Genomic DNA, 26,907 nt, shown 5'->3' with positions numbered 1-26,907 from the left:
CACGCCGCCGTCAACGGCCTGCCACTGGAGACCCGGCGGCCCGTCGAGGAGTACCCCGGCGAGCTGGAGCGCCTGCGGGCCCTGCACACCGCGCTGGGCAAGGCGGCGGGAGACAACGACGCGCTCAACGATTTCTTGATCGACCACTTCTCGGACTCGCGGATCGTCGACCCGCAGCTCGACGCCGCCGCCGAGGCCGAGTTCGCCGCAGACACCGAGGGGCAGCGATGACGAACCTCAACCTCGGCATCACCCCGCCGGCCACCGCCCGCCCGGCCCGGATCCGCGCCGACCGCATCCGCCGCGACACCCTCACCCGCCTCGCCGCAGCCCTCCGCGAGGACCACGAGGGCCACCTGCAGAACGCCCTCGACGCCCTCGTGCAGGCGGTCGACAACCCGCTGGACGTCGACGGCATCGCGATCGACGCGCTCGTCGCCGACATCGAGGACCTGGCCGACATGGGCCGCGCCGACATGGCTCTGTCGCCGGCCGATCTGGAGCAGGTGGCGGACGAGGCCGTGCACGCGGTCGCGATCGCGGCCGGCTCGGTCGTGCCGCTGCCGAGGCCGCAGAACCGGAGGGCATCGTGAACGCCCGCAAGGTGCTCGAACTCATGGTCCGCACCAACCGGGGCAACATGACCGTCTGGTGTCCGTCCGAGGTGCGCACCCACATCGACGCCTACCGCGCCGAGGTGCTGGCCAAGGCCGGCGCCCGCCAGTTGGCGTTCGCCCGGGAGCACTGGCTGCCCGCCGAGGGCGACTCGGTGTCCGCGGCCGCCAAGAAGGAACGCAAGTACGGGGTGGCCGAGAAGCTGGTCAGCCTCATCGACCCCAGCATCGTGCTTCGGCCGCGCCACGTCCGGGTGCTCCCGCACGAGGAGGGGTTCCTGGTCCGCTGGCAGGTCGGCGAGGACTCGATGTCCACCTTCCGGAAGACGCAGGCCGCGGCGGACGCTGCGGCGGCCGAGTTGCGGAAGCTGGCCGGGAAGGACACCGACGACGCCCGCCAGGCGCCCGCCGGCGAGTCCACCCAGGCCGCGCCCGTCCAAGTCTGGCACGTGTACGAGGAAGACGCCCCGCAGCTCAGCGCTCCGCAGCTGTTCACCTCGAAGGCCGCGGCCGAGCAGGGCTCGATTGACCTGTTCCAGGAGATGGAGAACTACTGCCCGGACTACTCCTGGCAGCCGGGCGAGGGCGGTTCCTGGGAGCTGCTGGCCGGGGGTGAGCCGGTCGGGATCTACCTGGCGCCGGTGGCTGTGAAGGGCGACGCATGCAACGCCGCGCCGGACTTCTTCCGGCCCGACCGGACCTACACCCGCCCCTCGTCGTACGGCCGGACCGCCAGCTTCCGTGTCACCCACATCAGCACCCCGCCCGGGGGCGGCGAGCGGATGGCCTTCGGGTGGAAGCACCTGGGCGAGTACGACGCCTGGACCGATTACAGCAGCGACGACTTCGCGGCGTGGACCGAGGTCGGTGAGGCCCGGTGAGCATCCCCACCCCCGCCGTCATGGCCAAGCCCCGGCCCCAGCCGCGGCCTCGGCCCCGCATCGACCGCCGTCAGCTCCTCCTCGACGCCATCCGCGCCACCGGCGGCACCTGGACCACTGGCCGCGTCAAGGCCCTGTACGCCCGCGAACTGCCCTCGCACATCTACCGCTCCACGATCCGCGTGGACCTGCGGGCGCTGTGCGACGCCGGGCACCTCACGGCCCAGGGCACGGACTGCCGCCGCTTCTACACGCTCATCCCGAAGGACAGCGCCTCATGAGCACCACGACCACGGCCGGGGCGCACGCCGCCCCGGCCGGCGGCCGCCGCAAGGCCGCCACGCCCGCACCCACCGGCCCCGACCGCATCCCCAAGCCCTCGCAGGGCTGGTACCGCATCCCCGGTACCGACATCAAACTCCGACGCGTCACCACCATCCTCAACCAGGGCTTCCCCAAGCCGCAGCTCGTGTTCTGGGCAGCGAACCTCACCGCCGAAGACGCCTTCAACACCCTCCCCACCCTCGTCCGCGCCTCCCTCCGCCCCGAAACCCGCGAAGAGGCCTACGACTGGCTCCGCAAGGGCCACATCCGCAAGAAGGACGAACGCGGCGACATCGGCGGCGCCGTCCACGACGTCATCGAGGCGAAGATCCTCGGCACCCCGCTGCCGGACGCTCTCCTCGGTGACCCGGTGGTCGCCCCGTTCATCGACAACTTCCTGCGGTTCGTCGACGAGTGGCAGATCAGCTTCGAGGCCTCGGAGATGACCGTCGGGAACCTCGCCGACGGCTGGGCCGGGAAGCTCGACTACCTCTTCCGCTCCCCGATCATCGCCCGCCTCCTCAAGGTCGCCGCCGACACGCTGTTCATCGGCGACACCAAGACCGGCGGGGAACTCGACGAGAAGGGCGTCTACCCGGAGGCCGGCGCGCAGATGTCCGCGTACCGGCGGGCGGAGGTGTGTTGGCTCCGCGACGGCTCGCAGGTCCCGATGCCGAAGGTCCACGACACGGGGATCGTCCTGCACCTGCGCCCGGAGGACTACCGGGTGAAGCCGCTGCTGTGCGGCGACGACGTGTACGCGGTGTTCCGCCACGTCCAGCAGGTCGCGGAGTTCCAGCGGGTCCTGTCCAAGTCCGTTGTCGGCGACGCCCTCGTGCTGCCCACCACCACCGAGAAGAGGGCCGCCTGATGCCCATCCTGACCCTCCAACAGCGGCTCCGGGAACTGGGCCGCATCCGTATCGGCCAGAAGGTCGCCACCGCAAAGGGCGGCACCCGGCCGGCGAAGCTCGACCGGTTCCGCCTGACCTCACCGTCGAAGGAACTCCTCGAACGGGTCGCCGCCAACTACGGCGGGACCGTCACCCCGTGGACGCCCGAGGGCGGCGCCGGCCAGTTCGAGGTCATCACCGAGTCGACGCGCATCCCGATCCACGTGCCGCCGCAGCCCGTCTCCCAGTACTTCGAGCTGTGGTCCGGCGGCGGCTGCCAGCGCCGCTGCGACGGCGTCACCGAACTGCTCAAGGACCGGCCGTGCATCTGCGGCCCAGACCCGGAGCGCCGCCAGTGCAAGCCGACGACGCGACTGAACGTGGTCCTCTCGGAGATCGAGGGCGTCGGCGTGTGGCGGCTGGAGTCGCACGGCTACTACGCCGCGCTCGAACTGCCCGGGGTCGCTGAACTGCTGGCGCAGACCGGCGGCTACGTCGAGGCGTTTCTCGGCCTGGAGCAGCGCACGGCGAAGCGGGACGGGCAGACCCGGCACTGGATGGTCCCGACGATCGACGTGGGGATCACTCCGGCCGCGCTGATGGCTGGCCAGGTCACGGGAGCCGCCCCGGTCGCGGCCGGCCCGGAGCGTGTCGCCATCACCGGCGGCCGCCCCGACTATGCCGTGCTCGCCGCCAACGCGAAGACCGCCGACGAGGTCGGCGCACTGTGGAAGCAGGCCGTGCACCGCGGCGACATGGACAAGGCCCTGGAAGCCGTCCTCACCGCCCGGGGCGCCGAGCTGCGCGGCAAGGAGGTCAGCGACGAGGCCGGTGAGTCCGGCTGGCACGCGGAGCCGCACCAGGACGGGCCGTTCCCCGACCAGGACGGCGCCGTCGAGGCGGAGATCGTCGACGACGGCGACCTCGCCGAGATCTGGTTCCAGATCATCGCCGCCGCCGGCACCCGCGGCTGGACCACCGAGCAGACCGAGGCCCGCTTCGCGGAGCGCAACGGCGGCCTGATGCCCGCCACGGCCGGCGCGCAGCAGCTCACCGGATTCCTCGCCGCGGTCAAGGCCGGTGAGGTCGCATGAGCTGGCACAACGAACCCATGGCCGCGCTCGACACCGAGACGACCGGCGTCGACGTCGAGAACGACCGCATCGTCTCCGCCGCGTTCATCAGTGTCGGCCCCGACGGCGCGAAGCCCTCGACGTGGCTCGCCGACCCCGGCATCGAGATCCCCGAGGAAGCCGCCCGCATCCACGGCATCACCACTGAGCACGCCCGCGCGAAGGGCCAGTACTCGAAGGACGTCGTCGAGGACGTCCTGTACTGCATCGGGCAGGCCGTCACCGTCGGCGTGCCGATCGTCGGCCACAACGTGGTCTACGACCTGTCGATCATCGACCGGGAGGCGCGCCGCCACCTCGGCTGCGGCCTGGAGGACGCCCTGCCGCCCACCAAGCGGATGCGAGTGATCGACACCAGCGTCCTCGACAAGCACGTCCTCCCGCGCCGCCGCCGCGTCTCCGAGAAGCAGGGCGCCCGGCAGCTCATCACCGTCGCTCAGGTCTACTCCCTCGGCTGGGACGAGGCCGCGGCGCACGGCTCGGAGTACGACGCGCTGATGGCCGCCCGCGTGGCGTGGCGGATCGGGCAGCTCATCGAGATGCCGCGCGAGCAGCGGCCCGAGTTCGAGTTCGGCCGCTACCAGCAGTTCGACAAGCTCCGCGGCCTGGACATCGACGCGCTGCACGACCGGCAGGTCGGGTGGGCGGCGGAGCAGGCGGCCGGGCTGGAGCAGTTCCTCAGGAAGTCGGACGACTCCGTGCGGGTGAGCGGGGCGTGGCCGCTAGTGCCGGCGCTGCAGGGCGGTGAGGCGTGATGCAACTCGCCCTCGACACCACCACCCCCGCCGCCACGCCGGTCGCCGGCCCCCGGCCGCGCGTCGTGGGGTTGGACCTCAGCCTGACGTGCACGGGCATCGCCACCGCCCGATGGACCGACAAGATCCGCACCAAGCTCCGCGGAGACGCCCGCCTCGCCTACCTCGAAGACGCCGTCGCGTCGTTCATTCGCGCCGCGGACCTCGTCGCCATGGAAGGCCCGAGCTTCGGACACGGCGCGCTCGCCGGACACGAGGACCTCGCCGGGCTGCGGGTGCTGGTGAGGCGGTACTGCCACCGCCACCAGATCCCGTATGCCGTCCTCCCGCCGTCCAACGTCAAGCTCTACGCGGCCGGCCGCGGCAGCGCCACCAAGGGCGAGGTGCGCTCCGCGATGGCCGACCGGTACGGCATCCACACCGAGGGGCCGGGCCGGTACGACCAGGCCGACGCCGCCGCGGTGATGGCGGCCGCCTACGACTGGCTCGGGTGCCCGCTGGCGTCCGTCCCGGAGCGGAACCGCGCAGCGCTGGCCGGCTGCGCGTGGCCCGACACGGCACCGGTGGTGGCCCGATGATCCTCGACGGATTCGCCGGCCCCGGCGGCTGGGCAGAGGGCCTGCGCCTGCTCGGCCTGTCCGAGGTCGGCCTCGAATGGGACGCCTCCGCGTGCGCCACCCGGGTCGCCGCCGGACACCGGATGACGATCCGCTGCGACGTCTCCCAGTACCCCACGGCCCCGTTCGCCGGGCGCGTACGCGTCAAGGTGGACAGCTCCCCCTGCCAGGCGTGGTCCCGCGCCGGCAAGGGCCTCGGGCTGATCGACCAGCCGCTCGTGCACCAGGCCGTCGACGACCTCGCAGCCGGCCGCGACACCCGGGCCAAGCTGCTCACCGCCTGCGCCGACCCGCGGTCACTGCTGGCCGCCGAGCCGATGCGCTGGCACCACGACCTGCGGCCCGAGACGCTCCTCATGGAGCAGGTCCCCGACGTCCTCCCGCTGTGGCGGCAGTACGCGCAGATCCTCCGCAGCTGGGGCTACTCGGTGTGGTGCGGGATCCTCTGCGCCGCCGACTACGGCGTGCCGCAGACCCGCCGCCGGGCCATCCTCATCGCCTCCCGCATCCGGGAGGTGACCGCTCCCGCGCCGACGCACGCCGAGCACCCGCAGGGGGACAACCTGTTCGGGCCCGGCCTGCTCCCGTGGGTGACCATGGCCCAGGCGCTCGGCTGGGGCGCCACCGGCCGGCCGGTGCCGACCGTCACGGCCGGCGGGGGGAAGACCGGGGGCGCCGAGCCGTTCCCGACGCAGGCCCGCGCCGCGCTGCTGGCATCCCAGGAACGCGGCCAGTGGGTGCTGCGCACGAACCGGGGCGGTGTCCGGCTCGACGGAGAACGGCAGCTCATCGATCCCAGCGCCCAGCCCGCACCCGTCATCACCACGAAGACCGGCGAGCAGTGGGTGCTGCGCAGCGGACAGTCCGTCTCAGGACAGGGCCGTGCCGAACGGGGGATGGACGAACCCGCCGTCACCATCACGAGCCGCGCCGACCTTTGCTCCTGGGTCCAGGACCGCCCGGCGACCACCGTGTGCGCCACCGACCGGATCGCCCCGCCCGGCCACCGCGACCGGAGCTCGGGGGGCGAGTCGCAGTACGCCAGCCCCGACACCGTCCGCATCACCCAAGCCGAAGCCGCGATCTTGCAGTCCTTCCCCGCCGACTACCCGTGGCAGGGCACCAAGACCAAGCAGTTCGAGCAGATCGGCAACGCCGTTCCGCCGCTGCTCGCCGCCCACATCGCGGCTGCTGGCCTCGGTATCGACCTGCGCGAGCGGATCGGAGCCGCCGCGTGAGCCGCCAGAGCGCCCGGGTGCTCATCGCGACCCTCCACATCGACTGCGGCCAGACCAACCGCCGCGGTGAGGACGTCCGCCAGCCCACCGCCACCTACGCCTGCCACCTCTGCGGCTACGCGGAGACCGTCCGCGGCCGCGACCAGGTGAGGGCTTTCACCCCGCACATCCGCACCACGCACCGGCAGGCGTGCCCCGCCGCCGGCCACCACACCGAAAGGACCGCAGCATGACCGCCACCGACCTGCCGTACACCGAGGACCGCAACGCCACCCCCGCGGACCCCGCCCTCCTCCTCCGGATCGGGCAGGACGGCAGCAACTCGATGTCCGGCTGCATGCCGCCCGCCGACATCCCCGCGCTGCTGCGGCAGCTCGCGGACACGATCGCAGCGCAGCTCCGGCAGCCGGACCCGGAGTTCCCTGCCACGTGGGCCGGCGGACACGCCCTCGTCATCGAGTACGGCGACGAGGAGCTGCACGGCCGCTGCCAGTGCGGCGAGCGCTTCACCCCGCAGCGCCCCGACAAGCCCATCGACCGCTTCGCCGGTCCGTGGGAGCGCCACGTCATGACCCTCGGTCGCTGACCACCCGACACCCGTACCGCCCACCAGAAAGGCACCACCGTGACCGACATCAAGTTCGACTCCAAGGTCCTCACCGACGTCGCCGAAGCCCTCGAACCCTACGCCGACGAGATGTTCAAGAAGCGCGCCGGCCACTGGATGGCCGTCGTCGAGTTCGCCCACTCCGAGCGCACCGAGCCCGGCCCGGAGGAGGACAAAGACCCGTCGGTGAAGATCCGCATCGTCGGCGTCGAGGTCGCCGGGGGCGCCGTCGCTGAGGAGCGGCTCCGCGAGGCGCAGCAGTCCCTCTACACCGCGCGCACCTCCGGCGGCACCCTCGACGAGGCCGCCGGGGAGTATCGCGCAGGGGGCATCCTCCGCAACGGCTCCGGGCTCCTCGTCTGATGGCCACGCGCAGGGCGGGCACCGCCAGCACCACCGCCACCGCGGCCCGGTGCCCGTCCTGCGGCGCCGGGCTCATCCGCCAGCCCGGCGAGGTCATCCCGGTTACCGTCGACGCCACCCCCATCCCCACCGGCACCGACCCCCAGATCCGCGGCCCCAACCGCCTCACGTGGTGCGCCCCACCGGCCCGGTCGGGCGGGCCACCCCGCCTCCTGTGGGTCTACCCCGGCGGCCACCCGCCCGACTGCCCCCACCCGCACCACGCCGACCACCAATGCACCACCCGGCCCGCCCCGGCGGCCGCACCACAGCCCGCCGACACCCTGTTCTGAGGAGCCCCAGCGTGGACAACGTCATCCGACACCCCAGCACCCCGGGCGACGATGACGACCGCGCCTCCGTCCCCCACGACATCGAGGCCGAACAGCTCGTCGTCGGCGCGATCATGCACTACCCGCAGGCCCACGCCGAAGCCGCCCAGATCATCGACCGCACCGACATCTACCGGTCCGCGCACCGCCTCATCTGGGACGTCGTCACACAGCTCATCGAAGAAGGCTCCGGCGTCCACCCCGTCGCCGTGCGGGCCCGCATCGGCCAACTCGGGCAGCTGCGCCTCGTCGACGGCGGCGTCCTCATCGACCGACTCGGCTCCGACGTCATCGTCCCCGGCATGGTCGGCCACTTCGCGCAGATCATCGCCGACCGCGCCCACGAACGCCGGTACGACGAGCACGCCTCCGAGCTGAAAGCCGCCATCGCCCGCAAGGCCAGCGGGGAGGAACTCGACAAGCTCGTCTCCGAGTTCCAGCAGCGCGAGACACTCCGCGCCAACACCGGCCACGGGCCCGCGCACCTCGTTGCGTCGATCCTCGACTGGGACGCGTTCTTCTCAACCGACTTCGGGAACGTCGTTCTCCTGCCCGGCCGGCTCATGGCCCCCGGCCAGCAGATCACCATCGTCGGCGACGGCAAGGCCGGCAAGAGCCTGTTCTGCCAGGAGTGGATGTGGCGGGCCGCGACCGGCCGCGAGTTCCTCGACGACAAGCCCGGCGTGCCCCTGCGCATCCTGTACCTCGACGCGGAGAACGGCCAGGAGCAGGTGCAGGAGCGCTTCTTCTCCTTCGGCGCCGGCCCCGGCCGCATGGGCACCCTCCGCTACGCGAGCTTCCCGCCCGTGCGCCCCCTGGACACCGCGGGCGGCGGCGCGGACCTCCTCGCGCTCGTCAAGGCCACCGACGCCGAACTCGTCGTCCTCGACACGGTGTCCCGGTTCATCAGCGGGCCGGAGAACGACGCCGACACCTGGCTCAGCCTCTACCGGCACACGCTGCTGCCCCTCAAGCGGGACCGTGTCGCCTCCATCCGCCTGGACCACCTCGGGAAGGACGGGGAGCGCGGAGCCCGCGGCAGCAGCGCGAAGAACCAGGACGTCGATCACGTCTGGACCCTGGCCGCGCAGGGCGGCGGCGTCCTCTCCCTCAAGCGCACCCACACCCGGACCGGCATCGGCCCCGACGAGTTCGTCATCCGCCGCGAGGCGCGCCGCGACGGCGACAGCTGGGTGCCGGGCCAGACCCGCCACGTCATCGCCACGCCCGAACCCTCGGGGTGGGACAGCGATGGGCAGCCGACCGGGCTCGCTGCGACCCCGGGCACCGTCGAGCACATCATCGCGACCCTCGACAAGGCCGGCCTGCCCAACGACATCGGGAACCGGGTTGCACGGCAGCGTCTCGCCACGCTGGGAGTTCCGGGCGGAACCGACAAGATCGCGGAGGCTATCCGGCGCCGCAAGAGCCGGTCCGATACGCCCGCTTTCGACGTTTCCGGGGACGTTACCGGAGACCGTACCGGAGGACGTTACCCGGAAACGTTTCCCGGTACGGACCCCCGGAACGGTGAAACCGCAGGTCAGACGTTTCCCGGTACGCCTCCGGAAACGTCAGGAACACCCCCCGTACCTGACCCCTCTCCCTCTCGAAGAGAGGGGGAGGGGGAACGCCCGGTACGCACGGCCTCTGAAACCCCCCTCTGCGTCGTCTGCCTGACCCCCCTCGACCCCGCCCGAGCCGCCGCCGGATACGACACCCACCACCCATGCCCCACCACCTGAACGGAGACCACCGTGACCACCACCCTCTGCACCTACGCCGAAGACACCGCCCCCGGAGCCGGCTGCATCAAGGCCGCCGGGCACGACGGAGCGCACGCCGTACTGCCCGGTGAACCCGACGACGGCTACTGCCCTGCCGAATACCCCGACCCGGACGGCCTCGGGTACGTAGGCCACCTCTGCGACCGCCTCACCGGGCACCCCGGAGAGCACGGCGTGACCGTGGACCTGGGCACCAGAAAACTCACGCTCCGCTGGGACAACCCCGACCGCGCCGCCGAAGCCCTCGCCAGCCGCCGGCCTGAGGCCGCGATTCTCCGCCAGGCCGCCGACCGCATCCTCGCCCACCCCGGACCCCACACCGACGCGCTCCAGCCCGACGCCCCCGGCTTCTGGTGGGACACCCGCGACCGCGACGCCGCCGCCGTCCTGCTCCTCCAGTGGGCCGACGAGATCCACCCCGCCTGACCCCGCCGAACGCGACCCCACCCGAACTGGAGGCATGCACATGACCACCACCGGCAACGCACTCTGCACCACCGAAATCCGAACCCACGGCGACCTCTGGTTCTCCACCAACCCCGCCGAACGCGACCACGCCAAACTCATCTGCCGCCGCTGCCCCCTCATCGCCGCCTGCCGGCAGGCCGGCCTCGACCTTGGTGACCACGCCCGCGGCGTCTGGGGCGGCCTGTCCTCCGGCGACCGGCGTGTCCTGCGCACCGGGGAGCACGCACCCGATCCGGACGACGAGGGCGACGACTCGGTTCGCCGGCGGCCGCGTCAGGCGTGCGGGACGGAGGCGGCGTTGCGGGCGCACCGTCTGGCGAAGGAGGCATGCGAGATGTGCGAGACCGCGCACGCCGTGCTGATCGAGGCGGACCGGTGGGCGCGGCTGGCGACGCTGCACGGCACGGACGCCGGGCACCGCATGCACCGGGTGCTCCGCGACGCCCCGTGCGACGACTGCCGTGCCGCGGCGATCCGTCAGCGGGCCGTAAACCGGGCCCGCCACCGGGAGGAAGCCCGCGCGGCGTGGGAGCGGCGCGGGGCCGCCTTGGAGGCGTCCTGGGCCGTCGCCTGACCCGGAGACCCGTACCGCGTGCTGGCCGCCCGCCAGCAGCCCGCACAGACCCGCCGACACCGCCGCCTGAAAGGAACCGCCGCTATGACCAGCAACGCCGACGCCGTCGCCCAGCACCGTGACCGCACGTCCCGTGAACTCGGACGTGCGGGTAACCACCCCGACGCCATCACCGCGTTCCTCGACCGATACGAAGCCGCCGTCCGTGCCACCGCCCTCCGCGAGGCAGCCGACGACCTTCAGCAGTACATCGACACCGAGTGGGCCGGCCCGGACCGCGAGAGCGCGCGCCGCCTGTGGTGGCAGCCCCGTGTCGACCGGCTCCGTGACCTCGCCAACGCGATCGACCCCGCCGCCTAACCGACCCCCGCCTGGCCCTTGCGCCGCCGTAACCCCACACGACGGACCCGACCCCGAAGAGAGATCACCATGACCAGCACAACCGCCGTCGAGCCCGACCAGATCTGGGCCGACAACGACCCCCGCAGCAGCGGCCGCAAAGTCCGCATCGTCTCGGTGGACGCCACACACGCCGTCGCCGAGGTCGTCGCCCATCGTGCGGTGTCTACCGGCTCGGTCGGCCGCCAGACCCGCATCAGCCTGGGCCGGTTCCGCCCCACCTCCACCGGCTACCGGCTCGTCCAGCACGCCGACGGCACCCCGGCCGAAGGGCAGACCACCCGATGAGCGAGACCGACCCCGCCGGCCCGTGGACGTGCGAGACGTGCGGCACCGACAACGGGCCCGACGACGAGCACTGCCAGATCTGCGACCAGTGGCGCAACGAACAGGAGACCTGATGCCCACGAACCCGGTTCCGGACCCGGCCGCGCGCCTACAGGCCGCCGCCGACCACCTTCACAAGGCCGCCGCGGCCGCTGACGCTGAGATCCAGCACGCCTACGTCTCCGACTACCCGCGTGTGGCCCGAGCCCAGCTCGCCGCGCCGCTCGGCGAGTACGCCGCCCTCATGCACCCGGGCGTCGGCGGTAAGTTGGCCGCGCTGCTGGTCTCGGCCGCGTATGACGCGCGGCAGGTCGGGCCGGACCCGGCCGCGGTCGCGCTGGCGGACGCAATCCTCGCCGGGACCGAGCAGTGACCGCCCCGGGCCGCCCCGAGATCGGCCGCATCGAGCCCGGCCACGTCCCCGCCGGCTACCTCGCCGAACGGCAACCGAACCCGTGGGGCTCCCGCCCCGTCCACTGGGTGCTCACCGCCGCCGTCCTCGCCGCGGTCGTGAGCGCCTACGCATGGCCCTGGCCGACGCTGGGCGCCGTCGGTGCGGCAGCCGGCGCGGTGAGCACCATCGCCGGTATCCGCAGCCTCATCCGAGGGCCCAAAACGACAACAGCCCCCGAGAACCAGCAGGCCAGCACCATCGCCCACGGCGGGCTGATTCGCGCCCGGGACGTCGACGACCTCGCCGGCATCGACGCGCGCGCCTACGACGACATCCTCACCGAGGTGCACCGCCGGCAGCGCGTGGCCCAGCGCTGCGACACGGAGACGTGACCATGTTCGAGACCCCGATCACGCCGCCGCTCCACGGCGTCCAACCGCCGTCCGCGACGCCCACCTGCGGGTCGCTCCTGCAGTCCATGGACGGCATCCCGTGCGGCGAGCCGGCCACCTGGCACATCCGGTGGGACTACGGCGGCGACCGCGACGAAGGCTTCGACGTCGGGCTCGCCTGCCAGCCCCACATGGACCAGATCGCCGCGGCCTACAGCTGGTACGACCGGCACACCGCGACGCCTGCCTGCTCTGCCGCTAAGGCCACGTGGGAGCCCGGTCGCTGCGCGGAGGTCAGCTGATGCGCGGCCTGTGCACCCTCCTCGCGGTGTGGCTCGGCGTCCTCGCCGGTCTCGCCGCGGTCCACCACCACCCGAGCACTCCAGCCGGGCCGGGCCGGGCGACCTCCACGGGGCGGCCGTGACCGCCCGCTGGCCCGACGAGCCCGCGGACGTCGACGAGGGCTTGTTCGACCCCGACGACATCGCGCTCCTTCTTGGACTACCCGACCCGATCGAGCCGCCCCGCCGCCCCGTCCACACCCTTCGCGACATCAGCACCTACCAGGAGCGACAGTGACCGACCCTCGCCTTTTCACTCTCCAGCGCGACCACGACATCACCGGCGTCTCCGGCACCGGCACCGTCGCCGACGGTGTCCTCTGGCCCGACAACACCGTCTCCATCCGGTGGCGCGGCGACCGCCCCTCCATCGTCCACTGGGGCGCGCTCGCCGACGCCGAGCACGTCCACGGCCACGGCGGCGCCACCCGGATCGTCTGGCGCGACGCCGCCGCCCCAGCGGCCTCCTGCCCGGCCGGTCTCATGCCGCTCGACGGCGGGCCCGTCGACCGCTGCATCGTCGACGGCGCGCACGAGCAGCACGTCAGCGCCCTCGGTAAGCGCTGGACCGACGACACGGAGGACTGACCGATGACCGTCAGCAGCAGTCCCCGCGGCGAGCACCCCGGCCGGCCCGGCACCACCTGGGACACCGAACTCGCGTACGTCGAGGTCGTCGTGCCCGACCGCGACGGCGACGACGAGAGCCCCTTCGGCTGGACCGAACCCGCGCCACGCCCCAACCGGGCCGCACGGCGCGCCGCAGCACGAGCAGCACGGAGAACCCGATGACCAACACCACCACCGCACTCCAGTGGAACCCCGCCGACCTGGAAGCCACCGGCCGCATCGTCGGCACCCTCATGGCCCACAGCGTGCACTTCCGCCACCCCTCCGGCCTCGGAGAAACCACCACCCTCCAGATCGGCGACACCGACGGACCCATCGCACAGCCCGGCGACTGGATCGTCGCCGACGGCGGCCGCTGGGGCATCGTCCGCGCCGACCGGTACGGCAACTGGACCGCCGCCCGGGAGCGCCACGGGCGCGTCACCCAGGCCATCCGCGACGCCGACGGCCACTGGTGCATGTACCAGGAGGGCATCGACGCGGAAGCGTTGGCGAAAGCCGCGCTCGCCGTGATGCAGCCCGACCTCGATAAGCTCACCGAGGAACGAGACCTCGCCGTCGCCCACGACCAGCAGCCGTACCCCACGGCGTGGGCCTACGACCAAGCGTGCAAGGCCGTGCGGAAGCACCGTGATCGGGCCGACGCCATCGCCGCCACGCTGCGGGAAGTCCTCGCGGTCTTCACCACCGTGACCGTGAACAACGCGCCCACCCCGAGCGGGCACGTCGCCCCGCACCCGGTCGCGCCGGCCGACTTCGCGCGCTGGACGGCCGTCGCCGACCCCGCCGACGGGCCGCCGCCCGCCGCCTGCTTCATCTGCGGGAGTCCGAACGTCATTCACCAGACCGTGGCCCCTGCGCGCCTCTGCGGTGACTGCTTCCTCTGCCGCTGCGGCGAGACGCCGTGCGTCCGGGCTGGCGCCTTCGCCCCGCGGTGCCGCGCCGAGTACCACGGCCCCGACGGGCCCCGCGGGCGCTGCCGCCTCGCTGAAGGCCACGACGGGCTGCACCGCGACGCCATGGCCGGGCCCACCGGCTTCAACTGGGCGGAGATCGTCGCCGTCTACCCCGTCGTCGACGTCCCGTCGGAGCCGCAGTCGTGACCGCCCCCGCCGACCGGCACCGCGTCCTCCGCCACGCCATCACCGCCGCCATCCGCCTCACCGGCGCCGTCCCCACCGCCAGACCACGGCAGTCAGCGAAGCCGCATGGCGCGTCGTCGAACCCGCCCTGGAGCAGCGCGACGCGCAACTCGACGCGGTCCGCGAAGTCGCCGCAGCGATGGGCGGAACGACCGGCGCCCGGTTCTGGGCGGAGCAGCTGCACGCAGCCCTGCGCCCGCAGCCCCCGGCGGCCGCCACCCCGCAGCCCCCGCTCACGTGGTGCGCCGCGTCCATGCCCGGCGTCGGAGGCGAGCCGATCGGGCCGTGCGTGCTCCGCGCCGGCCACGACGGGCCCGTCCACCAGACCGCGACCGGGGCTCGCTGGTGGCCAGTCGACGAGGAGAGCACCCCCGCCCCGATCGACTGGGCGACCGTGCCCCTCACCGTCAAGGTCTACGGCCCTACCCCGCGCCCCTGCGACTCCGGCCGCCACGTCGACCACCCGAGCTACACGTGCGAGGAAGTGGACAGCGACGTCGCCGCCTGGACGCGGTTCCTCGACGGTCTCTACCTGCAGGCCATGGCCGACACCGCGGCCAACACGGACCGCGTGCCCGCCCCGCTCCGGGGCCCGAACGCTTCGCCACCCGCAGGCGACCCGGCACCGCTGCGCCGCCTCGCCGAACAGGCCCTCACCCACCAGACCGAACGAACGGAACCCCGATGATCTGCCTGAAGTGCCGTACCGCCGCCGACGCCCGCGCGCCCCGCGACCAGCACTGCGGCGACGCGAAATGCCCCTGCGGCCACCGCACCGACCGCTACCGGGCGCCCAACGGCTTCGCCGCGATCGCCGCCATGTACGACCAGCTCGCCCGCGTCGGCGAGGCGCAGAACGCGCGGGTCGCAGCGGCTCTGCGTCGCGTCGAGCCCATGCCGGGCGACCGCGTGATCACCTTCCCGCATACCACCACGGAGGGCTGACCCATGACCCGCACCTACGGCTACCAGCCCACCAGCAACGCCACCCCCGGCACCCCGCCCAACGAGCCAGCCGGAGCGAGCAGCGCCCAACCGCGCCGCCACCGCCTGGCCGTCCACGCCACCGGCTACGGCCAGGGCAGCACCGTCACCCTCGACGGCCACGACATCAGCGGCGCACTCACCGGCCTCACCTTCGCCATCGAGGTGAACAAGCCCACCACCGCCACCCTCGACTTGCGCCTGTACGACGTCACGGAGATCCAGGACGTCGAGGCGCGCGTCCTCGTCCCCGACGGCACCCGCGACGCCCTGATCGCCCTCGGCTGGGCCCCGCCTGCCGAGCCGACCGAAGTGCCGACCGCGGACCTCGACGTCACGGAGTTCCTCGTCGTCCACCGCTACCGCCGCGACCAAGGCGGCCACGCCTGGCTGTTCCGCTGCTGGGGCGACGGCGGCTGCGACGGGTTCCTGTCCCTCGACTGGTCCACCCGCGCGTCCGCGGAGCGGCAGGCGCGCGAGCACCTCGCCGGGCACCCGGCCACCGCGCCGACGAAGACGTCCGAAGGCAGCGACCACCTCGACTGATACCCGATAGGTATCAGCCCGTGCGACGATCAACCAGCAGGAAGGAGCACGCCATGCCCGACACCGAAGAACCCTGGAAGCCCGACCACAATCCCCACATCTTGCTCCAACTCGAAGCACGGCCCGGGCCACCGAACGCCCGCGGCATCCGCTCAACCGAACGACGCCTCACCGGCTACGGCACGGCCTGCTGCTCCTGCGGCTACACCACCGGACTTCTGCCCCGCGACCAACTCCCCGATCTGCTGACCCTCGTCGGCGAGCACACGCCCTACAGCAGGCCCGACCTGAAGAGCGGGGCAACGCCATGACGGACGAACAGCCCGAAACACCACCCCCGCCACCGCCCGCACCAATCGTGCGCGACGGCCACAACCGCTTCCGCCGAACCGTCGAACAAGCCAAGCGCGACGCCTGGGCGGCCGACCGCTGGGGCGAGGGATGGACGCTCGTCGCCATCGGCGAAGCACTCGGCATCGGCAAGTCCTCCGTCAAGGAAGCGATCGACCGCATCATGTACGCGGCGACGTCCTCCGCCACCGAACAGGCCCGCAACAGGCAGCGCCTGCGCCTGGAACTCGCCCACGAGGCAGCGATGGAAGTCCTTGAGGCCACCCACATCACCGTCTCCCACGGCAGGGTCATCACGATCAAGGACGACGATGGCAAGGACGTGCCCCTCCGCGACCACGCCCCAGTCCTGGCCGCCCTGGATCGCATCGTGAAGATCTCCGAGTCCGCCCGCAAGCTCGACGGCATCGACGCGGCCACGAAGGTCCAGATCGGCGGCGAGCTGAAGTACGAGATCGTCGGCGTACCACCCGAGGACCTGGCATGACCGCCACCGTCGTCCGCTACGAACCCCGGGGCGCGGCCGCCGACCTGTTCCGCTGCAAGGACAACGAGGTGCTGCTGTCCGGCGCGGCCGGCACCGGGAAGAGCGTCGGCGCCCTCATGAAGATCCACATGGCGTGCATGCACACCCCCAAGGTCCGCGCCCTGATCGTCCGCAAGACCCACGCCTCCCTCGCCGCGTCCACCCTCGTCACATTCCGGCAGAAGGTCGCCAGCGAAGCCATCGCCGCGGGCATCGTGTCGTTCTACGGCGGCTCCGCGCAGGAACCCGCCGCGTTCCGCTACTCCAACGGCAGCGTGATCGTCGTCGGCGGCCTCGACCGCGCCACCCGTCTGCTGTCCACCGAGTACGACCTGTGCTTCGTCGACGAGGCGATCGAGACGACCGCCGAGGACCTCGACACGATCGTCACGCGCCTCCGCAACGGCCGCCTGTCTTACCAGCAGCTCATCATGGCCACGAACCCCGGAGCGCCCAGCCACCACCTCAAGCAGCGCGCCAACGCTGGACGCTGCACGCTGCTCTACAGCACGCACGAGGACAACCCGCGGCTCTACAGCGGCGGCGGCTGGACCGAGTACGGCCACGACTACCTGGCGCGCCTCGACTCCCTGACCGGCGCCCGCTACCAGCGGATGCGCTGGGGCAAATGGGTTGCCGCCGAGGGGCTGATCTACGAGGCGTGGGACCCGACCGTGCACCTCGTGGACCCGTTCCAGATCCCAGACAGCTGGACGCGCTGGTGGTCGATCGACCTCGGGTACGTCAACCCGACCGTCATCCAGTGGTGGGCGGAGGACCCCGATGGGCGCCTGTGGCTGTACAGGGAGATCTACCGCTCACGGACCCTGGTAGAGGACCACGCAAGGGCCGCGCTACGGCAGGTCCGGTGGTGCTCGAAGTGCTGCCACTCCCGGCGGGCCGGCCACAACTGCCACACCTGCGATGACTGTGAGCTGGCGTGGAAGGAACCCCAGCCGCGGGCGATCATCTGCGATCACGACGCGGAGGACCGGGCGACGCTGGAGCGGCACCTTGACCTGTCGACGAGCCCCGCGAAGAAGGGCGTGTCGGACGGCATCCAGGCCGTACAGGAACGGATGAAGCTGGCAGGCGACGGCAGGCCGCGGCTGTTCATCCTGCGCGGCGCCCTCGTCGAGCGTGATCCCGAGTTGGACGCGGCGAAGAAGCCGTGCTCGACGGAGGAGGAGATGAGCGGCTACGTCTGGGACCGCGGCACGGCCGCCCAGCAGGCCGGCGAGAAGACGCCCTCCGAGGCGCCGCTGAAGGTCAACGACCACGGGATGGATGCGCTGCGCTACATGGTCGCGGAGGTCGACCTCGGTGGCCGTCCGCGGATCCGCTGGTTCTGAGCGTCACCCACCTGCCCACCCCCGACTACACGGAGTTGAAAATGCGCCGCCCCACGCCCGCCGTACTGAAGAATTTCCTGTCTGGTGGCATCTTGACAGGAGGATTTACACTAATCTCGATCGGAGTCGGGATGATCGGCGGATCGGGTGCGGGTCTGATCACCGGTGGTGCGCTCGCAGTGGCCTTCCAGCAGTGGTGGTCCAAGAGCGGTGGATAGCGGGGGAAAGGGGGGCCGGCGATGCGACAGGGATTCCTCAGCCTCGTCGGCCACTCCCTCCGCAACCTCGCCCCCGTCCCCTACAGCTCCTCAGGCCAGCGGTACGGCGGCATCGGCGCCGGCCTCTTCGGCCAGCCCGCCGGCATGGAAGCCCAGATGCGCGCCCAAGGCGCCAACGGCACGCTGTTCGCCATCACCGACCGCATCATCACCAGCTACAGCCAGGTCGAATGGCACCTGTACCGCAAGGCCGCCTCCGGCCGGAAGGAAGACCGCAAAGAGGTCACCTCCCACGCCTCCATCGACCTCATGCACACCCCCAACGACTTCATGCTCGGCGAGGCGTTCCGTGAGGCGTCGCAGCAGCACGAAGAGCTGACCGGCGAAAAGTGGACGCTGCTGGTAAAGCACCCGCTGTCGTCGATGCCGCTGGAGATGTGGCCGGTTCGCCCGGATCGGATGCGGCCGGTCGCCGACCCGGAGAGATTCTGCGTCGGCTACGAGTACGTCGGCCCCTCCGGCGAGGTTGTGCCGCTCGGCCTGGACGAGGTCATCTTCGAGCGGCGCCCCAACCCCCTCGACCCGTACCGCGGGCTCGGGCCGGTGCAGACGATCCTCACCGACCTCGACTCCAGCAGGTTCTCCCGCGAGTGGAACCGCCAGTTCTTCGCCAACAGCGCGGAGCCCGGCGGGATCCTCCAGGTCACCAAGCGCCTGTCTGACGCCGAGTTCCGTGAGGCCCGCAACCGGTGGGCCGAACAGCACAAGGGCGTCCAGGCCGCGCACCGTGTCGCGCTGATCGAGAACGGCATCGAGTGGGTCGACCGCAAGTACACCAACCGCGACATGCAGTTCGTTGAACTGGCTGAGCAGTCCCGCGAGACGATCCGTGAGGCGTTCGGCTTCCCGAAGCCGATGCTGGGCGCCGTCGACGACGTGAACCTCGCCAACGCGAAGGCCGCGGAAGTCCTGCTCACCCGGTGGTTGACCCGGCCCCGCCTGCAGCGGACCAAGGGCGTGTGGAATCACCGGATCCTGCCGATGTTCCCGGGCTCCCGGAACCTCGAATGGGACTACGACAATCCGGTTCCGGACGACGTTGAGGCCGAAGCGGCGCTGCTGACCGCCCGCTCCGCGGCCGCCGCGGTGATGCGCGAGGCCGGCTGGAACGCCGAGGACGTCCTCCAGACCGTTGGCCTCCCGCCGATGCGCTACCAGGCGCCTGCCGTTCCGGCGCCGCAGGATCCCGCAGCGGATCCCACCTTCAACGACATCGTGGCGCGCCTGCTGGCCGACGCGGGCAAGGAGGCGTGATGCCCTGGATCGACGTGCCCAAGGCACCCGGTGCGCAGCGTGCCCGCGCCCGGGCGCGCGAGGACCGGCCCGGGTTCGAGATCCGCAATGCGGCCGCCGACGAGGCGGAGCTGTTGATCTACGACGAGATCGACTCCTGGTGGGGCGTGGCTGCTGCCGACGTCATCGCCGTGCTGGCGACGATCACCGCGCCGCGGCTGCGGGTCCGCGTCAACTCGCCCGGCGGCTCGGTCTTCGAGGGCCTCGCCATCGCCAACGCGCTGCGCTCGCACCCGGCGAACGTGACCGTGCAGGTCGACGGGCTCGCCGCATCGATCGCCTCGGTCATCGCCCTGGCCGGCGACCAGCTGGTGATGATGCCGAACAGCATGCTGATGATCCACGACGCGTCCGGGCTGTGCATGGGCGACGCGAGCGACATGCAGCAGATGGGCGTCGTCCTCGACAAGATCTCCGACAACATCGCCGGGGCCTACGCCGCGAAGGCCGGCGGCACCACCGAGTCGTGGCGCGGCACGATGCGCGCCGAGACCTGGTACCTGCCCGACGAGGCCGTCGCGGCCGGGCTCGCCGACGAAGCCGTCGCAGCCACGCCCGCGGACGACGACCCGGCGATGCGCGCCAACTGGGACCTGACCGCCTACGGCTACCAGGGCCCGAAGCAGCCGGAGAAGCCCAAGCCCGGCCCGCCCCCCGTCAAGGCCACCGCCGAGGAAAAGCCGGCGCCGACGCTCGTCATCAGCATCGCCGAGATCCTCGACGAAGACGCCGTCGCACGCCTTCGCGCCGCAGTCCAGGCGGCGCCCGAAGACGTCTCGACCGAGCCCTTGGGGACGGGGCCGGACGAGACCGCTGCCGGCCCGGCCGCGCCCCCCGTCGCAGCCGAGCCGGCGGCCCCCATCGTCCCCGCCGCCGAGCCGGCGGCACCCGCAGGCGACGACGGTTGGAACGCCGTCATCGCCCGCCTCACCACGCCCGAGCCCGACCCCTGGGCCGCGGCGCTCGCACACCTCACCCAGACCCCAGCGTCGTCCGCGACGGACGCCTGAAGGAGGAGCAATGCCCACTCTCGCCGTCCCGCGGAACCAGGACGAACTCGCTGAGGCCGTTGGCGACACCGCCACGCTCAAGGAGATCGCGAAGACCCCCGAGACCCTGACCGAGTACATCGTCGCCTACGCCAAGGAGCAGGCGAAGACGGATCCCGGCATCGCCGACCAGATCCGCGACGAGACGCAGAAGCAGTTCGCGGACATCCTCCGCAACGACAAGCTCCTCGCGTCCCTGAACCGCCTGAACCTGGACCCGCGCGCGAACCCCGTCGCCCGGTCCAAGCACTACAACAACAAGGCGGCCGGCGTCGGCCTGGACGAGAAGTTCGGGACCTGGAGCGAGTACTTCGCCGCGACGTGGGCGGGCGCCCGCGGGCAGGAGGCGCTCCTCGCTCAGTCCGAGATCGCGAAGATCCAGAACAGCTTCGGCAGCACCGTGCCGTCCGACGGCGGGTTCCTGATCCCCGAGCTGCTCCGCTCCGAGCTGCTCCGCGTCGCCCTGGAGCAGTCCCTCGTCCGCAAGAACGCGCGCGTCGTGCCGATGGAGTCGCTGACGGTCCCGTACCCGATGCTCGACTCCACCAGCAACGCCTCCTCGGTGTACGGCGGTGTCGTCGGCTACTGGACCGAGGAAGGCGGCAGCCTCACCGACTCCAGCCCGACGTTCGGCCGGATCGAACTCGCCGCGAAGAAGCTCACGCTGTACAGCGAGATCCCCAACGAGCTGTTCACCGACTCGATCATCAGCCTCCAGCAGTTCATGAACGAGTCGTACCCCGAGGCCCTGGCCTGGTTCGAGGACTGCGCGTTCACCGACGGCAACGGCACCGGGCAGCCGCTCGGCTACCTCAACGCGCCGGCCGCGGTCCTCGTCGCCAAGGAGTCCGGGCAGGCCGCCGGCTCGATCATGTGGGAGAACATCGTCAAGGCGTACTCCCGCATGCTGCCGTCCTCGATCAACCGGGCGCGGTGGGTCTGCCACATCGACACCTTCCCCGAGCTGGCCACCATGGCCCTGTCGGTGGGCACCGGCGGCTCCGCCGTGTGGATGGGCACTCCGGCCGCCGACGGCTCCTCGACGCCGCCCATGACGATCCTCGGCCGCCCGGTCGAGTTCACCGAGAAGGTCTCCTCGCTCGGCACCGCGGGCGACATCAACTTCGTCGACTTCGGCTACTACCTGATCGGCGACCGGCAGGCCATGCAGGCCCAGACGTCGACCGAGTACAAGTTCGGCAACGACAAGACCGCGGTGCGCGTCATCGAGCGCGTCGACGGCACCCCGTGGATCAAGTCCGCGATCACCCCTCGCAAGGGCTCCAACACCCTGTCGCCGTTCGTGAAGATCGCGACGCGCTGACCGGCCAGCCCGGGCGGGCAGTGACGCCCCCGCCCGGGCCGTATCCGACACGGCACTCAACCCCCGCAAGGAAGGCACCTCATGGCAGCAATGGCAGGACTCGGGCGGTCCTTCGACATCGCCCCGATCGCGGCAGGAGCAGCGTTCTCGCTGCGTGACTGCCTCGGTGTGACGTTCATCTGCACCGGCAACGACACGTTCACCCTGACGTGCTCCGACAGCTTCGGCGGCTCCTACGCGACGCCGGGCAACACCATCGTCAACAAGGCCACGAACACCTCGACGAACGGCACCGCGGCGTGGGTGTCCGGCACGCAGGCCGCGTCCAACGCCGTCACGATCTCCTCGGGCACCGTCGCGTTCTACGTCTCCGGGGACTCCCTCCCCGACGGCAAGTCCTACGTCAAGGTGAGCGCCGGCGGCTCCGGTCTGGTCACCGCGGTGTTCCACGACCTCGTGGCGCAGCGCAAGGTCGACAACCTCGCCATCCGGGGGGCCTGACCATGAGCGTCCTCATCCAGGGCCCCCAGATCCGGCAGATCCTGCTGGGCACGAAGGTCGACAGGGCCACCGCGTCGCTTCCGCAGACCGCGCAGGCCGCGATCTTCACCGTCACCGGCGGCCGCATCCTCGTGACCGGCCTGGTCGGCGAGGTCACCACCGTCATGGGCGGCACCGCCACGACCCTGAAGGTCACCTCGAACCCGGCCAGCGGCACGGACGTCGACCTGACGTCGGCGACCGCCGTCACCTCCAAGGAGGTAGGCGCCCAGTTCACGCTGCCGAACGCATCCGCCGGTGCGCTGGTCGTCAACAACGCGGGTGGCGGCGGCCAGCTCCCGTCGCACAACCCGTACATCGTGCCCGTCGGCACGATCGACCTGGTCACCTCCGCGTCCGACACCGGCAGCGTCAAGTGGAGCCTCACCTATGTGCCGCTCGACGACGGCGCGTCCGTGACGGCGGCCTGACATGGCCGCGTGGATCTGCCGCGACTGCACCGCCACCTACTCGGTCGGCGCCCCGCAGTGCCCGCAGTGCGGCAGCACCGACCGCATCGAGGAGGAGGAACAGAACATGCCGAAGATCACCGTCGCTGGCGGCCCCAGCATCGCCGGAGTGACCGGCGGCTGGTCCGACCACGACGCCGAAGACCAGTGGCCGGCGCAGAACGCCGACCAGGACGAGGAGGGAGGCGAGGAGTCATCCCCTTCGAGCAGCTCATCTCCATCCGAGACGAAGCGATCCAGCGAGCCCGAGACGACCAGTTCCGGCAGCTCGAAGCGTGCCCGAACGACGGCGAGCCGTGGAAAACAGGCGCGGACGGCGGGCTCTACTGCCCATTCGACGGATACCGACCAGACGGCACATACGTCCGAGACCGACTCTGACGAGGACTGAGAGCAGCCATGGCACAGGCCCTGTACGCCACCCGAGAGGCCGTACGCACGGCCCTCGGGTCGGCGTCCAGCGCGCGCGATGACGCGCAGATCGACCGCGCGATCGAGCAGGGCTCGACCGACGTCGACAGCCTGTGCAACCGCACCTTCCAGCCGCTCATGGCCACCCGCTACTTCGACTGGCCATCCGAGCAGACCCCCCGCTCCTGGCGGCTCTGGCTCGACGAGTACGACCTCATCGCACCCACCCAGATCCTGTCCGCCGGCACCGTCGTGCCGTCCACGGACTACAACCTGGAGCCCGCCAATGACGGGCCGCCGTACCGGTACATCGAGACACGCCTCGACCGGCCCTCGACGTGGTCCGGCGGATCAACGTGGCAGCACGCCATCGAGATCACCGGCTGGTGGGGGTACAGCGACGAGCAGACCCCGGCCGGGCAGCTTGCCGCGGCGGTCTCCAGCACCACCGCAACGACCGTGACCGTGTCGGACTCCAGTGCCGTAGGCGTCGGTGACCTGCTCACCGCCGGAGCGGAGCGGATGACCGTCACCGACAAGGCCCTGGCAGACACCGGGCAGACCTTGCAGACGCCGGTCGCTGCGAAGAAGGACGACGTCCTCTTCCAGGTGGCTGACGGCACCTCCTACCACCGCAGCGAGGTCCTCACCCTCGGCGCGGAGCGCGTCCGTGTGCGGGACATCGCCGGATCGATGCTCACCGTCGAGCGCGCCTACGACGGAACGCTGCTCGACTCCCACAGCGGCGACTCGATCTGGGCGCCGCGCCTGCTGACCGTCACCCGGGGCGCGGCTGGCACGACCGCGGCAACGGCGCCCAGCGGTACGGCTCTCACCCGGTGGGCAGCACCGGGAATTGTGCAGACCCTGACGGTTGCCGAGGCGATGAACACGCTCATGCAGGAGCAGTCGTCGTACGCCCGCACGGTGCGCTCTCAGGCTGGCACCGGTACGCGCAGCGTGGCAGCGGTCGTCGTCGATCTGGACAACCTGCGGGCCCGGGCGGTTGCCGCTGTGGGCCGGCAGGCCCGGATGCGGGCGGTGTAGCGATGCCAGGTATCGAGTTCGACGCGCGGATGATCCGCCGCGGCCCCATGTTCTCGGGGAAGACCGCGGCCGCGCTGGGCACCTACGCCGATCAGGTCGGGTACAAGGTCGCCACGTACGCCGAGGACCAGATCCTCCAGCGTCTGCCGCAGGTGTTGCAGAACCCGACGGGCTACTACCAGTCGAAGATCACCGTCGAGCGTGCCGGCAGCGGGTACGCCGTGACGGACCAGGGCGTGGTGTACGGGCCGTGGCTGGAAGGCACCGGTAGCCGCAACGCGCCCGTCACCCGGTTCGCCGGGTACTCGACGTTCCGCCGCACGAAGGCGCTCGTCGACCGCAAGGCGCCCGGCATCGCCGCCGCACTCTTCGGCAGGTACAAGGCGATGGGGCTGATCTGATGGCCGACACCGCGCTCGACATCACCACGATCCTCGCCCGTGTCCAGGACCACGCCCTCACCTCCGGCTGGTTCACTGACGTCAACGGCGAGGAGCCGAAGAGCCCGCCCGACACCAGCGGCCTGACGGCCGCGGTGTGGGTGCAGGACATCGGGCCGGCCCGTGGCGGCTCGGGCTTGGCGTCCACCTCCATCCGGCTCGCGCTCACCGTGCGGCTGTACGCCGGGCTGTGGACTGAGCCTGGCGACGCGATCGATCCGCGTCTCGTGCAGGCCCTGGATGCGCTGCTCCGCTCATACAGCGGGGATTTCAACCTCGACGGCACAGTCCGCGAGGTCGACCTGCTCGGCGCCTACGGTGACCCGCTGTCCGCCCGGGCGGGCTACATGATCCAGTCCGGCACCGAGTACCGGGTGATGGACATCGTGCTGCCGCTCATCGTCAACGATCTCTGGGACCAGGAGGAACAGTGAGCAAGCAAGGCGGTCTCGGAGACGCGCTCTACTACGGCGGCTACGACATGTCCGGCGACGTGCAGGCCCTCGGCAACGTCGGCGGCGGCCCTGCCCTGTTGGAGTTCACGGACATCACCCAGGCGGCGATGGCCCGACAGGGCGGTCTCCGCGACGGGCGGTTCGAGTGGACGAGCTTCTTCAACCCAGGGCTCCCGGCGAACGCGGCACACACGCTGCTCTCGGCGCTGCCCCGCGGCGACGTCCTAGTGACGTACGGGCGCGGCACCGTGCTGGGCTCGCCGGCTGCCTGCCTGAACGGCAAGCAGATCACCTACGACGGCACCCGCGGCAACGACGGCAGCCTGATGTTCGCCGTGACCGGGCAGGCCAGCAGCTACGGCCTGGAGTGGGGCAAGCTCCTCACCCCCGGCGTGCGAACCGACACCGCGGCCACGCTCGGCACAGCGGTCGACACCGGCGGCTCGCTGTCCTTCGGCGCTCAGGCGTATCTCCACCTCGGGGCGTTCACCGGCACGGACGTCACCGTGAAGATCCAGGACTCCGCCGACAACAGTTCCTTCACGGACGTGGCGAGCCTGGCCTTCACGCAGGTGACCGCGGCGCCCGCCACACAGCGGATCGCGATCGCCAACACCGCGACCGTCCGCCGCTACGTCCGGGCCACGACGGTGACGACCGGCGGCTTCACCTCGGCGAGCTTCGCCGTGGTGCTGTGCAAAAACGAGATCGCAGGGGTGACCTTCTGATGCCCGTCATCGAACCGGCCATGGGCCCGGAGTCCTACAAGTCTTACGTGCTCGCGCAGCCGCTGGACACGCACTGGCGGAAGGCCACCTGCGAAGAGGTCAACTGCGACCACTTCCTCAACGGCTGGCGCGTCCGCGTCGAGAACCTCACGCCGGAGCAGCTGCACGCTGCGAAGAACTCGGGCCGCCACTACCAGGAGCACCGCATCGCCGACGGCGAGACCTGGCTCGGCTTCGCCGCCGGACAGCCCTGCTTCCGCGCAAGCGAGCACCGCGCACCGCTCGCCCGGCCCCCGCTGTACGTCGTCCGCGACGGTGACCTCCGGGGCAACCCGCGCGGCACGAAGGCCCGGCTGCACCAGCGCCCCGACCTGTGGGTCGAGGACTTCGCCGAGCACCAGCAGACCCTCGCCGACGCCCAGCAGCGCGGCTGAACACCACCACGAAAGGGGCGTAGGCCATGGCCAAGAGCAGCGGTCTCGGATGGACCACCTTCAGCATCGACAACGCCGGCGGCACGCCAGTCGACGTCAGGAACGACTGCACCAACCTCAGCTTCGCGACGCCCCGCGCCGTGCAGGACGTCACCGGCATCGACAAGAGCGCGAACGAGCGGCTGCTGCTGCTCGCCGACGGATCGCTGACCGGGGACTTCGTGTTCAACCCGACCGGCGCGCACACCGTGCTCGCCACGATCCCCTCAACGTCGGTGATCCGCACCGTGTCCCTGGGGGTCGGCGGCAAGTCGCTGGCGATGGAAATGATCGGCACGGACTACCCGCTGCAGCGCACCAACACCGGCGAGCTGACGGCCAGCGTGCCGTTCTCGCTGGCCGACGGCACCGTCCCGACCTGGGCGTAGCC

45 protein-coding genes are annotated in these 26,907 nt (G+C 71.5%); all 45 read left to right on the top strand.

The annotated features are described in order from the left end of the window. The coding region (locus V2S66_RS31630; RefSeq protein ID WP_330800203.1) for a hypothetical protein at positions 1–231 on the top strand (231 nt) is incomplete at its 5' end. Beyond that, positions 228–593, top strand: coding sequence for a hypothetical protein (locus V2S66_RS31625; RefSeq protein ID WP_330800202.1), 366 nt, complete (start codon positions 228–230; stop codon positions 591–593). The genes V2S66_RS31630 and V2S66_RS31625, both read left to right, overlap by 4 nt. Next, complete coding sequence (locus V2S66_RS31620) at positions 590–1,495, top strand: hypothetical protein (RefSeq protein ID WP_330800201.1); 906 nt, start codon at positions 590–592, stop codon at positions 1,493–1,495. Before V2S66_RS31625 ends, V2S66_RS31620 begins: the two co-directional genes overlap by 4 nt. Continuing rightward, positions 1,492–1,776 (top strand): hypothetical protein, encoded by a 285-nt coding sequence (locus V2S66_RS31615; RefSeq protein ID WP_330800200.1) that lies wholly within the window; start codon positions 1,492–1,494, stop codon positions 1,774–1,776. Before V2S66_RS31620 ends, V2S66_RS31615 begins: the two co-directional genes overlap by 4 nt. After that, positions 1,773–2,690: a hypothetical protein gene (locus tag V2S66_RS31610; protein ID WP_330800199.1), complete on the top strand. Its 918-nt coding sequence runs from the start codon at positions 1,773–1,775 to the stop codon at positions 2,688–2,690. Before V2S66_RS31615 ends, V2S66_RS31610 begins: the two co-directional genes overlap by 4 nt. Then, positions 2,690–3,805 carry a recombination directionality factor gene (locus V2S66_RS31605; RefSeq protein ID WP_330800198.1) on the top strand — a complete coding sequence of 372 codons (1,116 nt, stop codon included), beginning with the start codon at positions 2,690–2,692 and terminating at the stop codon, positions 3,803–3,805. The genes V2S66_RS31610 and V2S66_RS31605 overlap by 1 nt, the downstream gene beginning before the upstream one ends. Continuing rightward, positions 3,802–4,599 carry an exonuclease domain-containing protein gene (locus tag V2S66_RS31600; RefSeq protein ID WP_330800197.1) on the top strand — a complete coding sequence of 266 codons (798 nt, stop codon included), beginning with the start codon at positions 3,802–3,804 and terminating at the stop codon, positions 4,597–4,599. Before V2S66_RS31605 ends, V2S66_RS31600 begins: the two co-directional genes overlap by 4 nt. After that, positions 4,599–5,177 carry a hypothetical protein gene (locus V2S66_RS31595; protein WP_330800204.1) on the top strand — a complete coding sequence of 193 codons (579 nt, stop codon included), beginning with the start codon at positions 4,599–4,601 and terminating at the stop codon, positions 5,175–5,177. The genes V2S66_RS31600 and V2S66_RS31595 overlap by 1 nt, the downstream gene beginning before the upstream one ends. Further along, entirely contained in the window at positions 5,174–6,454 is a 1,281-nt protein-coding gene (locus V2S66_RS31590) for a DNA cytosine methyltransferase (protein ID WP_330800196.1), read from the top strand. The genes V2S66_RS31595 and V2S66_RS31590 overlap by 4 nt, the downstream gene beginning before the upstream one ends. After that, the gene (locus V2S66_RS31585) at positions 6,451–6,687 is read left to right on the top strand and encodes a hypothetical protein (RefSeq protein WP_330800195.1); all 237 of its coding nucleotides are present in this window, start codon (positions 6,451–6,453) and stop codon (positions 6,685–6,687) included. Before V2S66_RS31590 ends, V2S66_RS31585 begins: the two co-directional genes overlap by 4 nt. Continuing rightward, positions 6,684–7,040, top strand: coding sequence for a hypothetical protein (locus V2S66_RS31580; RefSeq protein WP_330800194.1), 357 nt, complete (start codon positions 6,684–6,686; stop codon positions 7,038–7,040). The genes V2S66_RS31585 and V2S66_RS31580 overlap by 4 nt, the downstream gene beginning before the upstream one ends. Positions 7,041–7,079: 39 nt before the next feature. Next, positions 7,080–7,424 carry a hypothetical protein gene (locus tag V2S66_RS31575; protein WP_330800193.1) on the top strand — a complete coding sequence of 115 codons (345 nt, stop codon included), beginning with the start codon at positions 7,080–7,082 and terminating at the stop codon, positions 7,422–7,424. After that, positions 7,424–7,756, top strand: a complete 333-nt coding sequence (locus V2S66_RS31570) for a hypothetical protein (RefSeq protein WP_330800192.1) — start codon at positions 7,424–7,426, stop codon at positions 7,754–7,756. Before V2S66_RS31575 ends, V2S66_RS31570 begins: the two co-directional genes overlap by 1 nt. 11 nt (positions 7,757–7,767) lie before the next feature. Further along, the gene (locus tag V2S66_RS31565) at positions 7,768–9,540 is read left to right on the top strand and encodes an AAA family ATPase (protein ID WP_330800191.1); all 1,773 of its coding nucleotides are present in this window, start codon (positions 7,768–7,770) and stop codon (positions 9,538–9,540) included. Positions 9,541–9,552: 12 nt separating this feature from the next. Beyond that, positions 9,553–10,008, top strand: coding sequence for a hypothetical protein (locus V2S66_RS31560; RefSeq protein WP_330800190.1), 456 nt, complete (start codon positions 9,553–9,555; stop codon positions 10,006–10,008). Positions 10,009–10,048: 40 nt separating this feature from the next. Next, the gene (locus V2S66_RS31555; protein WP_330800189.1) at positions 10,049–10,624 is read left to right on the top strand and encodes a WhiB family transcriptional regulator; all 576 of its coding nucleotides are present in this window, start codon (positions 10,049–10,051) and stop codon (positions 10,622–10,624) included. 84 nt (positions 10,625–10,708) lie between these two features. After that, positions 10,709–10,984, top strand: coding sequence for a hypothetical protein (locus tag V2S66_RS31550; protein ID WP_330800188.1), 276 nt, complete (start codon positions 10,709–10,711; stop codon positions 10,982–10,984). Between the two features lie 69 nt (positions 10,985–11,053). Next, entirely contained in the window at positions 11,054–11,311 is a 258-nt protein-coding gene (locus tag V2S66_RS31545; RefSeq protein WP_330800187.1) for a DUF6354 family protein, read from the top strand. Further along, entirely contained in the window at positions 11,308–11,424 is a 117-nt protein-coding gene (locus V2S66_RS31540; RefSeq protein WP_330800186.1) for a zinc finger protein, read from the top strand. Before V2S66_RS31545 ends, V2S66_RS31540 begins: the two co-directional genes overlap by 4 nt. Next, positions 11,424–11,723: a hypothetical protein gene (locus V2S66_RS31535; RefSeq protein ID WP_330800185.1), complete on the top strand. Its 300-nt coding sequence runs from the start codon at positions 11,424–11,426 to the stop codon at positions 11,721–11,723. The genes V2S66_RS31540 and V2S66_RS31535 overlap by 1 nt, the downstream gene beginning before the upstream one ends. After that, a complete protein-coding gene (locus tag V2S66_RS31530; protein WP_330800184.1) occupies positions 11,720–12,136 on the top strand; it encodes a hypothetical protein in 417 nt (138 codons plus the stop codon). Before V2S66_RS31535 ends, V2S66_RS31530 begins: the two co-directional genes overlap by 4 nt. 2 nt (positions 12,137–12,138) lie before the next feature. After that, positions 12,139–12,438: a hypothetical protein gene (locus V2S66_RS31525; RefSeq protein ID WP_330800183.1), complete on the top strand. Its 300-nt coding sequence runs from the start codon at positions 12,139–12,141 to the stop codon at positions 12,436–12,438. Then, complete coding sequence (locus V2S66_RS31520) at positions 12,438–12,560, top strand: hypothetical protein (protein ID WP_330800182.1); 123 nt, start codon at positions 12,438–12,440, stop codon at positions 12,558–12,560. Before V2S66_RS31525 ends, V2S66_RS31520 begins: the two co-directional genes overlap by 1 nt. Then, positions 12,557–12,715 (top strand): hypothetical protein, encoded by a 159-nt coding sequence (locus tag V2S66_RS31515; protein ID WP_330800181.1) that lies wholly within the window; start codon positions 12,557–12,559, stop codon positions 12,713–12,715. The genes V2S66_RS31520 and V2S66_RS31515 overlap by 4 nt, the downstream gene beginning before the upstream one ends. Continuing rightward, positions 12,712–13,065 (top strand): hypothetical protein, encoded by a 354-nt coding sequence (locus V2S66_RS31510; RefSeq protein WP_330800180.1) that lies wholly within the window; start codon positions 12,712–12,714, stop codon positions 13,063–13,065. The genes V2S66_RS31515 and V2S66_RS31510 overlap by 4 nt, the downstream gene beginning before the upstream one ends. Before the next feature lie 3 nt (positions 13,066–13,068). Next, positions 13,069–13,269: a hypothetical protein gene (locus V2S66_RS31505; protein ID WP_330800179.1), complete on the top strand. Its 201-nt coding sequence runs from the start codon at positions 13,069–13,071 to the stop codon at positions 13,267–13,269. After that, positions 13,266–14,210: a hypothetical protein gene (locus V2S66_RS31500; RefSeq protein WP_330800178.1), complete on the top strand. Its 945-nt coding sequence runs from the start codon at positions 13,266–13,268 to the stop codon at positions 14,208–14,210. Before V2S66_RS31505 ends, V2S66_RS31500 begins: the two co-directional genes overlap by 4 nt. Positions 14,211–14,388: 178 nt before the next feature. Then, complete coding sequence (locus V2S66_RS31495) at positions 14,389–14,937, top strand: hypothetical protein (protein ID WP_330800177.1); 549 nt, start codon at positions 14,389–14,391, stop codon at positions 14,935–14,937. Further along, entirely contained in the window at positions 14,934–15,194 is a 261-nt protein-coding gene (locus V2S66_RS31490; protein WP_330800176.1) for a hypothetical protein, read from the top strand. The genes V2S66_RS31495 and V2S66_RS31490 overlap by 4 nt, the downstream gene beginning before the upstream one ends. A 3-nt stretch (positions 15,195–15,197) precedes the next feature. After that, complete coding sequence (locus V2S66_RS31485) at positions 15,198–15,779, top strand: hypothetical protein (RefSeq protein WP_330800175.1); 582 nt, start codon at positions 15,198–15,200, stop codon at positions 15,777–15,779. A gap of 53 nt (positions 15,780–15,832) precedes the next feature. Continuing rightward, positions 15,833–16,090 (top strand): hypothetical protein, encoded by a 258-nt coding sequence (locus tag V2S66_RS31480; RefSeq protein ID WP_330800174.1) that lies wholly within the window; start codon positions 15,833–15,835, stop codon positions 16,088–16,090. Next, positions 16,087–16,617, top strand: coding sequence for a hypothetical protein (locus tag V2S66_RS31475; RefSeq protein ID WP_330800173.1), 531 nt, complete (start codon positions 16,087–16,089; stop codon positions 16,615–16,617). Before V2S66_RS31480 ends, V2S66_RS31475 begins: the two co-directional genes overlap by 4 nt. Further along, positions 16,614–18,008 (top strand): phage terminase large subunit, encoded by a 1,395-nt coding sequence (locus V2S66_RS31470; protein WP_330800172.1) that lies wholly within the window; start codon positions 16,614–16,616, stop codon positions 18,006–18,008. Before V2S66_RS31475 ends, V2S66_RS31470 begins: the two co-directional genes overlap by 4 nt. A 239-nt stretch (positions 18,009–18,247) precedes the next feature. Continuing rightward, positions 18,248–19,540 carry a phage portal protein gene (locus V2S66_RS31465; RefSeq protein ID WP_330800171.1) on the top strand — a complete coding sequence of 431 codons (1,293 nt, stop codon included), beginning with the start codon at positions 18,248–18,250 and terminating at the stop codon, positions 19,538–19,540. Continuing rightward, entirely contained in the window at positions 19,540–20,589 is a 1,050-nt protein-coding gene (locus tag V2S66_RS31460; protein WP_330800170.1) for a head maturation protease, ClpP-related, read from the top strand. Before V2S66_RS31465 ends, V2S66_RS31460 begins: the two co-directional genes overlap by 1 nt. A 10-nt stretch (positions 20,590–20,599) precedes the next feature. After that, positions 20,600–21,952 (top strand): phage major capsid protein, encoded by a 1,353-nt coding sequence (locus tag V2S66_RS31455; RefSeq protein WP_330800169.1) that lies wholly within the window; start codon positions 20,600–20,602, stop codon positions 21,950–21,952. Between the two features lie 81 nt (positions 21,953–22,033). Continuing rightward, positions 22,034–22,453 (top strand): hypothetical protein, encoded by a 420-nt coding sequence (locus V2S66_RS31450; RefSeq protein ID WP_330800168.1) that lies wholly within the window; start codon positions 22,034–22,036, stop codon positions 22,451–22,453. Between the two features lie 2 nt (positions 22,454–22,455). Beyond that, complete coding sequence (locus tag V2S66_RS31445; RefSeq protein ID WP_330800167.1) at positions 22,456–22,923, top strand: hypothetical protein; 468 nt, start codon at positions 22,456–22,458, stop codon at positions 22,921–22,923. A gap of 1 nt (position 22,924) precedes the next feature. Next, entirely contained in the window at positions 22,925–23,353 is a 429-nt protein-coding gene (locus tag V2S66_RS31440) for a hypothetical protein (RefSeq protein ID WP_330800166.1), read from the top strand. Between the two features lie 8 nt (positions 23,354–23,361). Then, the gene (locus V2S66_RS31435) at positions 23,362–24,420 is read left to right on the top strand and encodes a hypothetical protein (RefSeq protein ID WP_330800165.1); all 1,059 of its coding nucleotides are present in this window, start codon (positions 23,362–23,364) and stop codon (positions 24,418–24,420) included. Between the two features lie 2 nt (positions 24,421–24,422). Next, a complete protein-coding gene (locus tag V2S66_RS31430; protein WP_330800164.1) occupies positions 24,423–24,821 on the top strand; it encodes a hypothetical protein in 399 nt (132 codons plus the stop codon). Continuing rightward, positions 24,821–25,294, top strand: coding sequence for a hypothetical protein (locus V2S66_RS31425; protein WP_330800163.1), 474 nt, complete (start codon positions 24,821–24,823; stop codon positions 25,292–25,294). Before V2S66_RS31430 ends, V2S66_RS31425 begins: the two co-directional genes overlap by 1 nt. After that, entirely contained in the window at positions 25,291–26,043 is a 753-nt protein-coding gene (locus V2S66_RS31420; RefSeq protein ID WP_330800162.1) for a hypothetical protein, read from the top strand. Before V2S66_RS31425 ends, V2S66_RS31420 begins: the two co-directional genes overlap by 4 nt. After that, on the top strand, positions 26,043–26,477 hold the full coding sequence (locus V2S66_RS31415) for a hypothetical protein (RefSeq protein ID WP_330800161.1): 435 nt from the start codon (positions 26,043–26,045) through the stop codon (positions 26,475–26,477). Before V2S66_RS31420 ends, V2S66_RS31415 begins: the two co-directional genes overlap by 1 nt. A gap of 26 nt (positions 26,478–26,503) precedes the next feature. After that, positions 26,504–26,905 carry a hypothetical protein gene (locus tag V2S66_RS31410; protein WP_330800160.1) on the top strand — a complete coding sequence of 134 codons (402 nt, stop codon included), beginning with the start codon at positions 26,504–26,506 and terminating at the stop codon, positions 26,903–26,905. Positions 26,906–26,907 lie beyond the last annotated feature (2 nt).

This window comes from Actinacidiphila polyblastidii (assembly GCF_036353415.1).
In the GTDB taxonomy this organism is placed as follows: domain Bacteria; phylum Actinomycetota; class Actinomycetes; order Streptomycetales; family Streptomycetaceae; genus Actinacidiphila; species Actinacidiphila polyblastidii.
The sequence above is the reverse complement of the archived record's forward strand: the minus strand, read 5'-3'. Positions and strand labels throughout refer to the sequence as shown.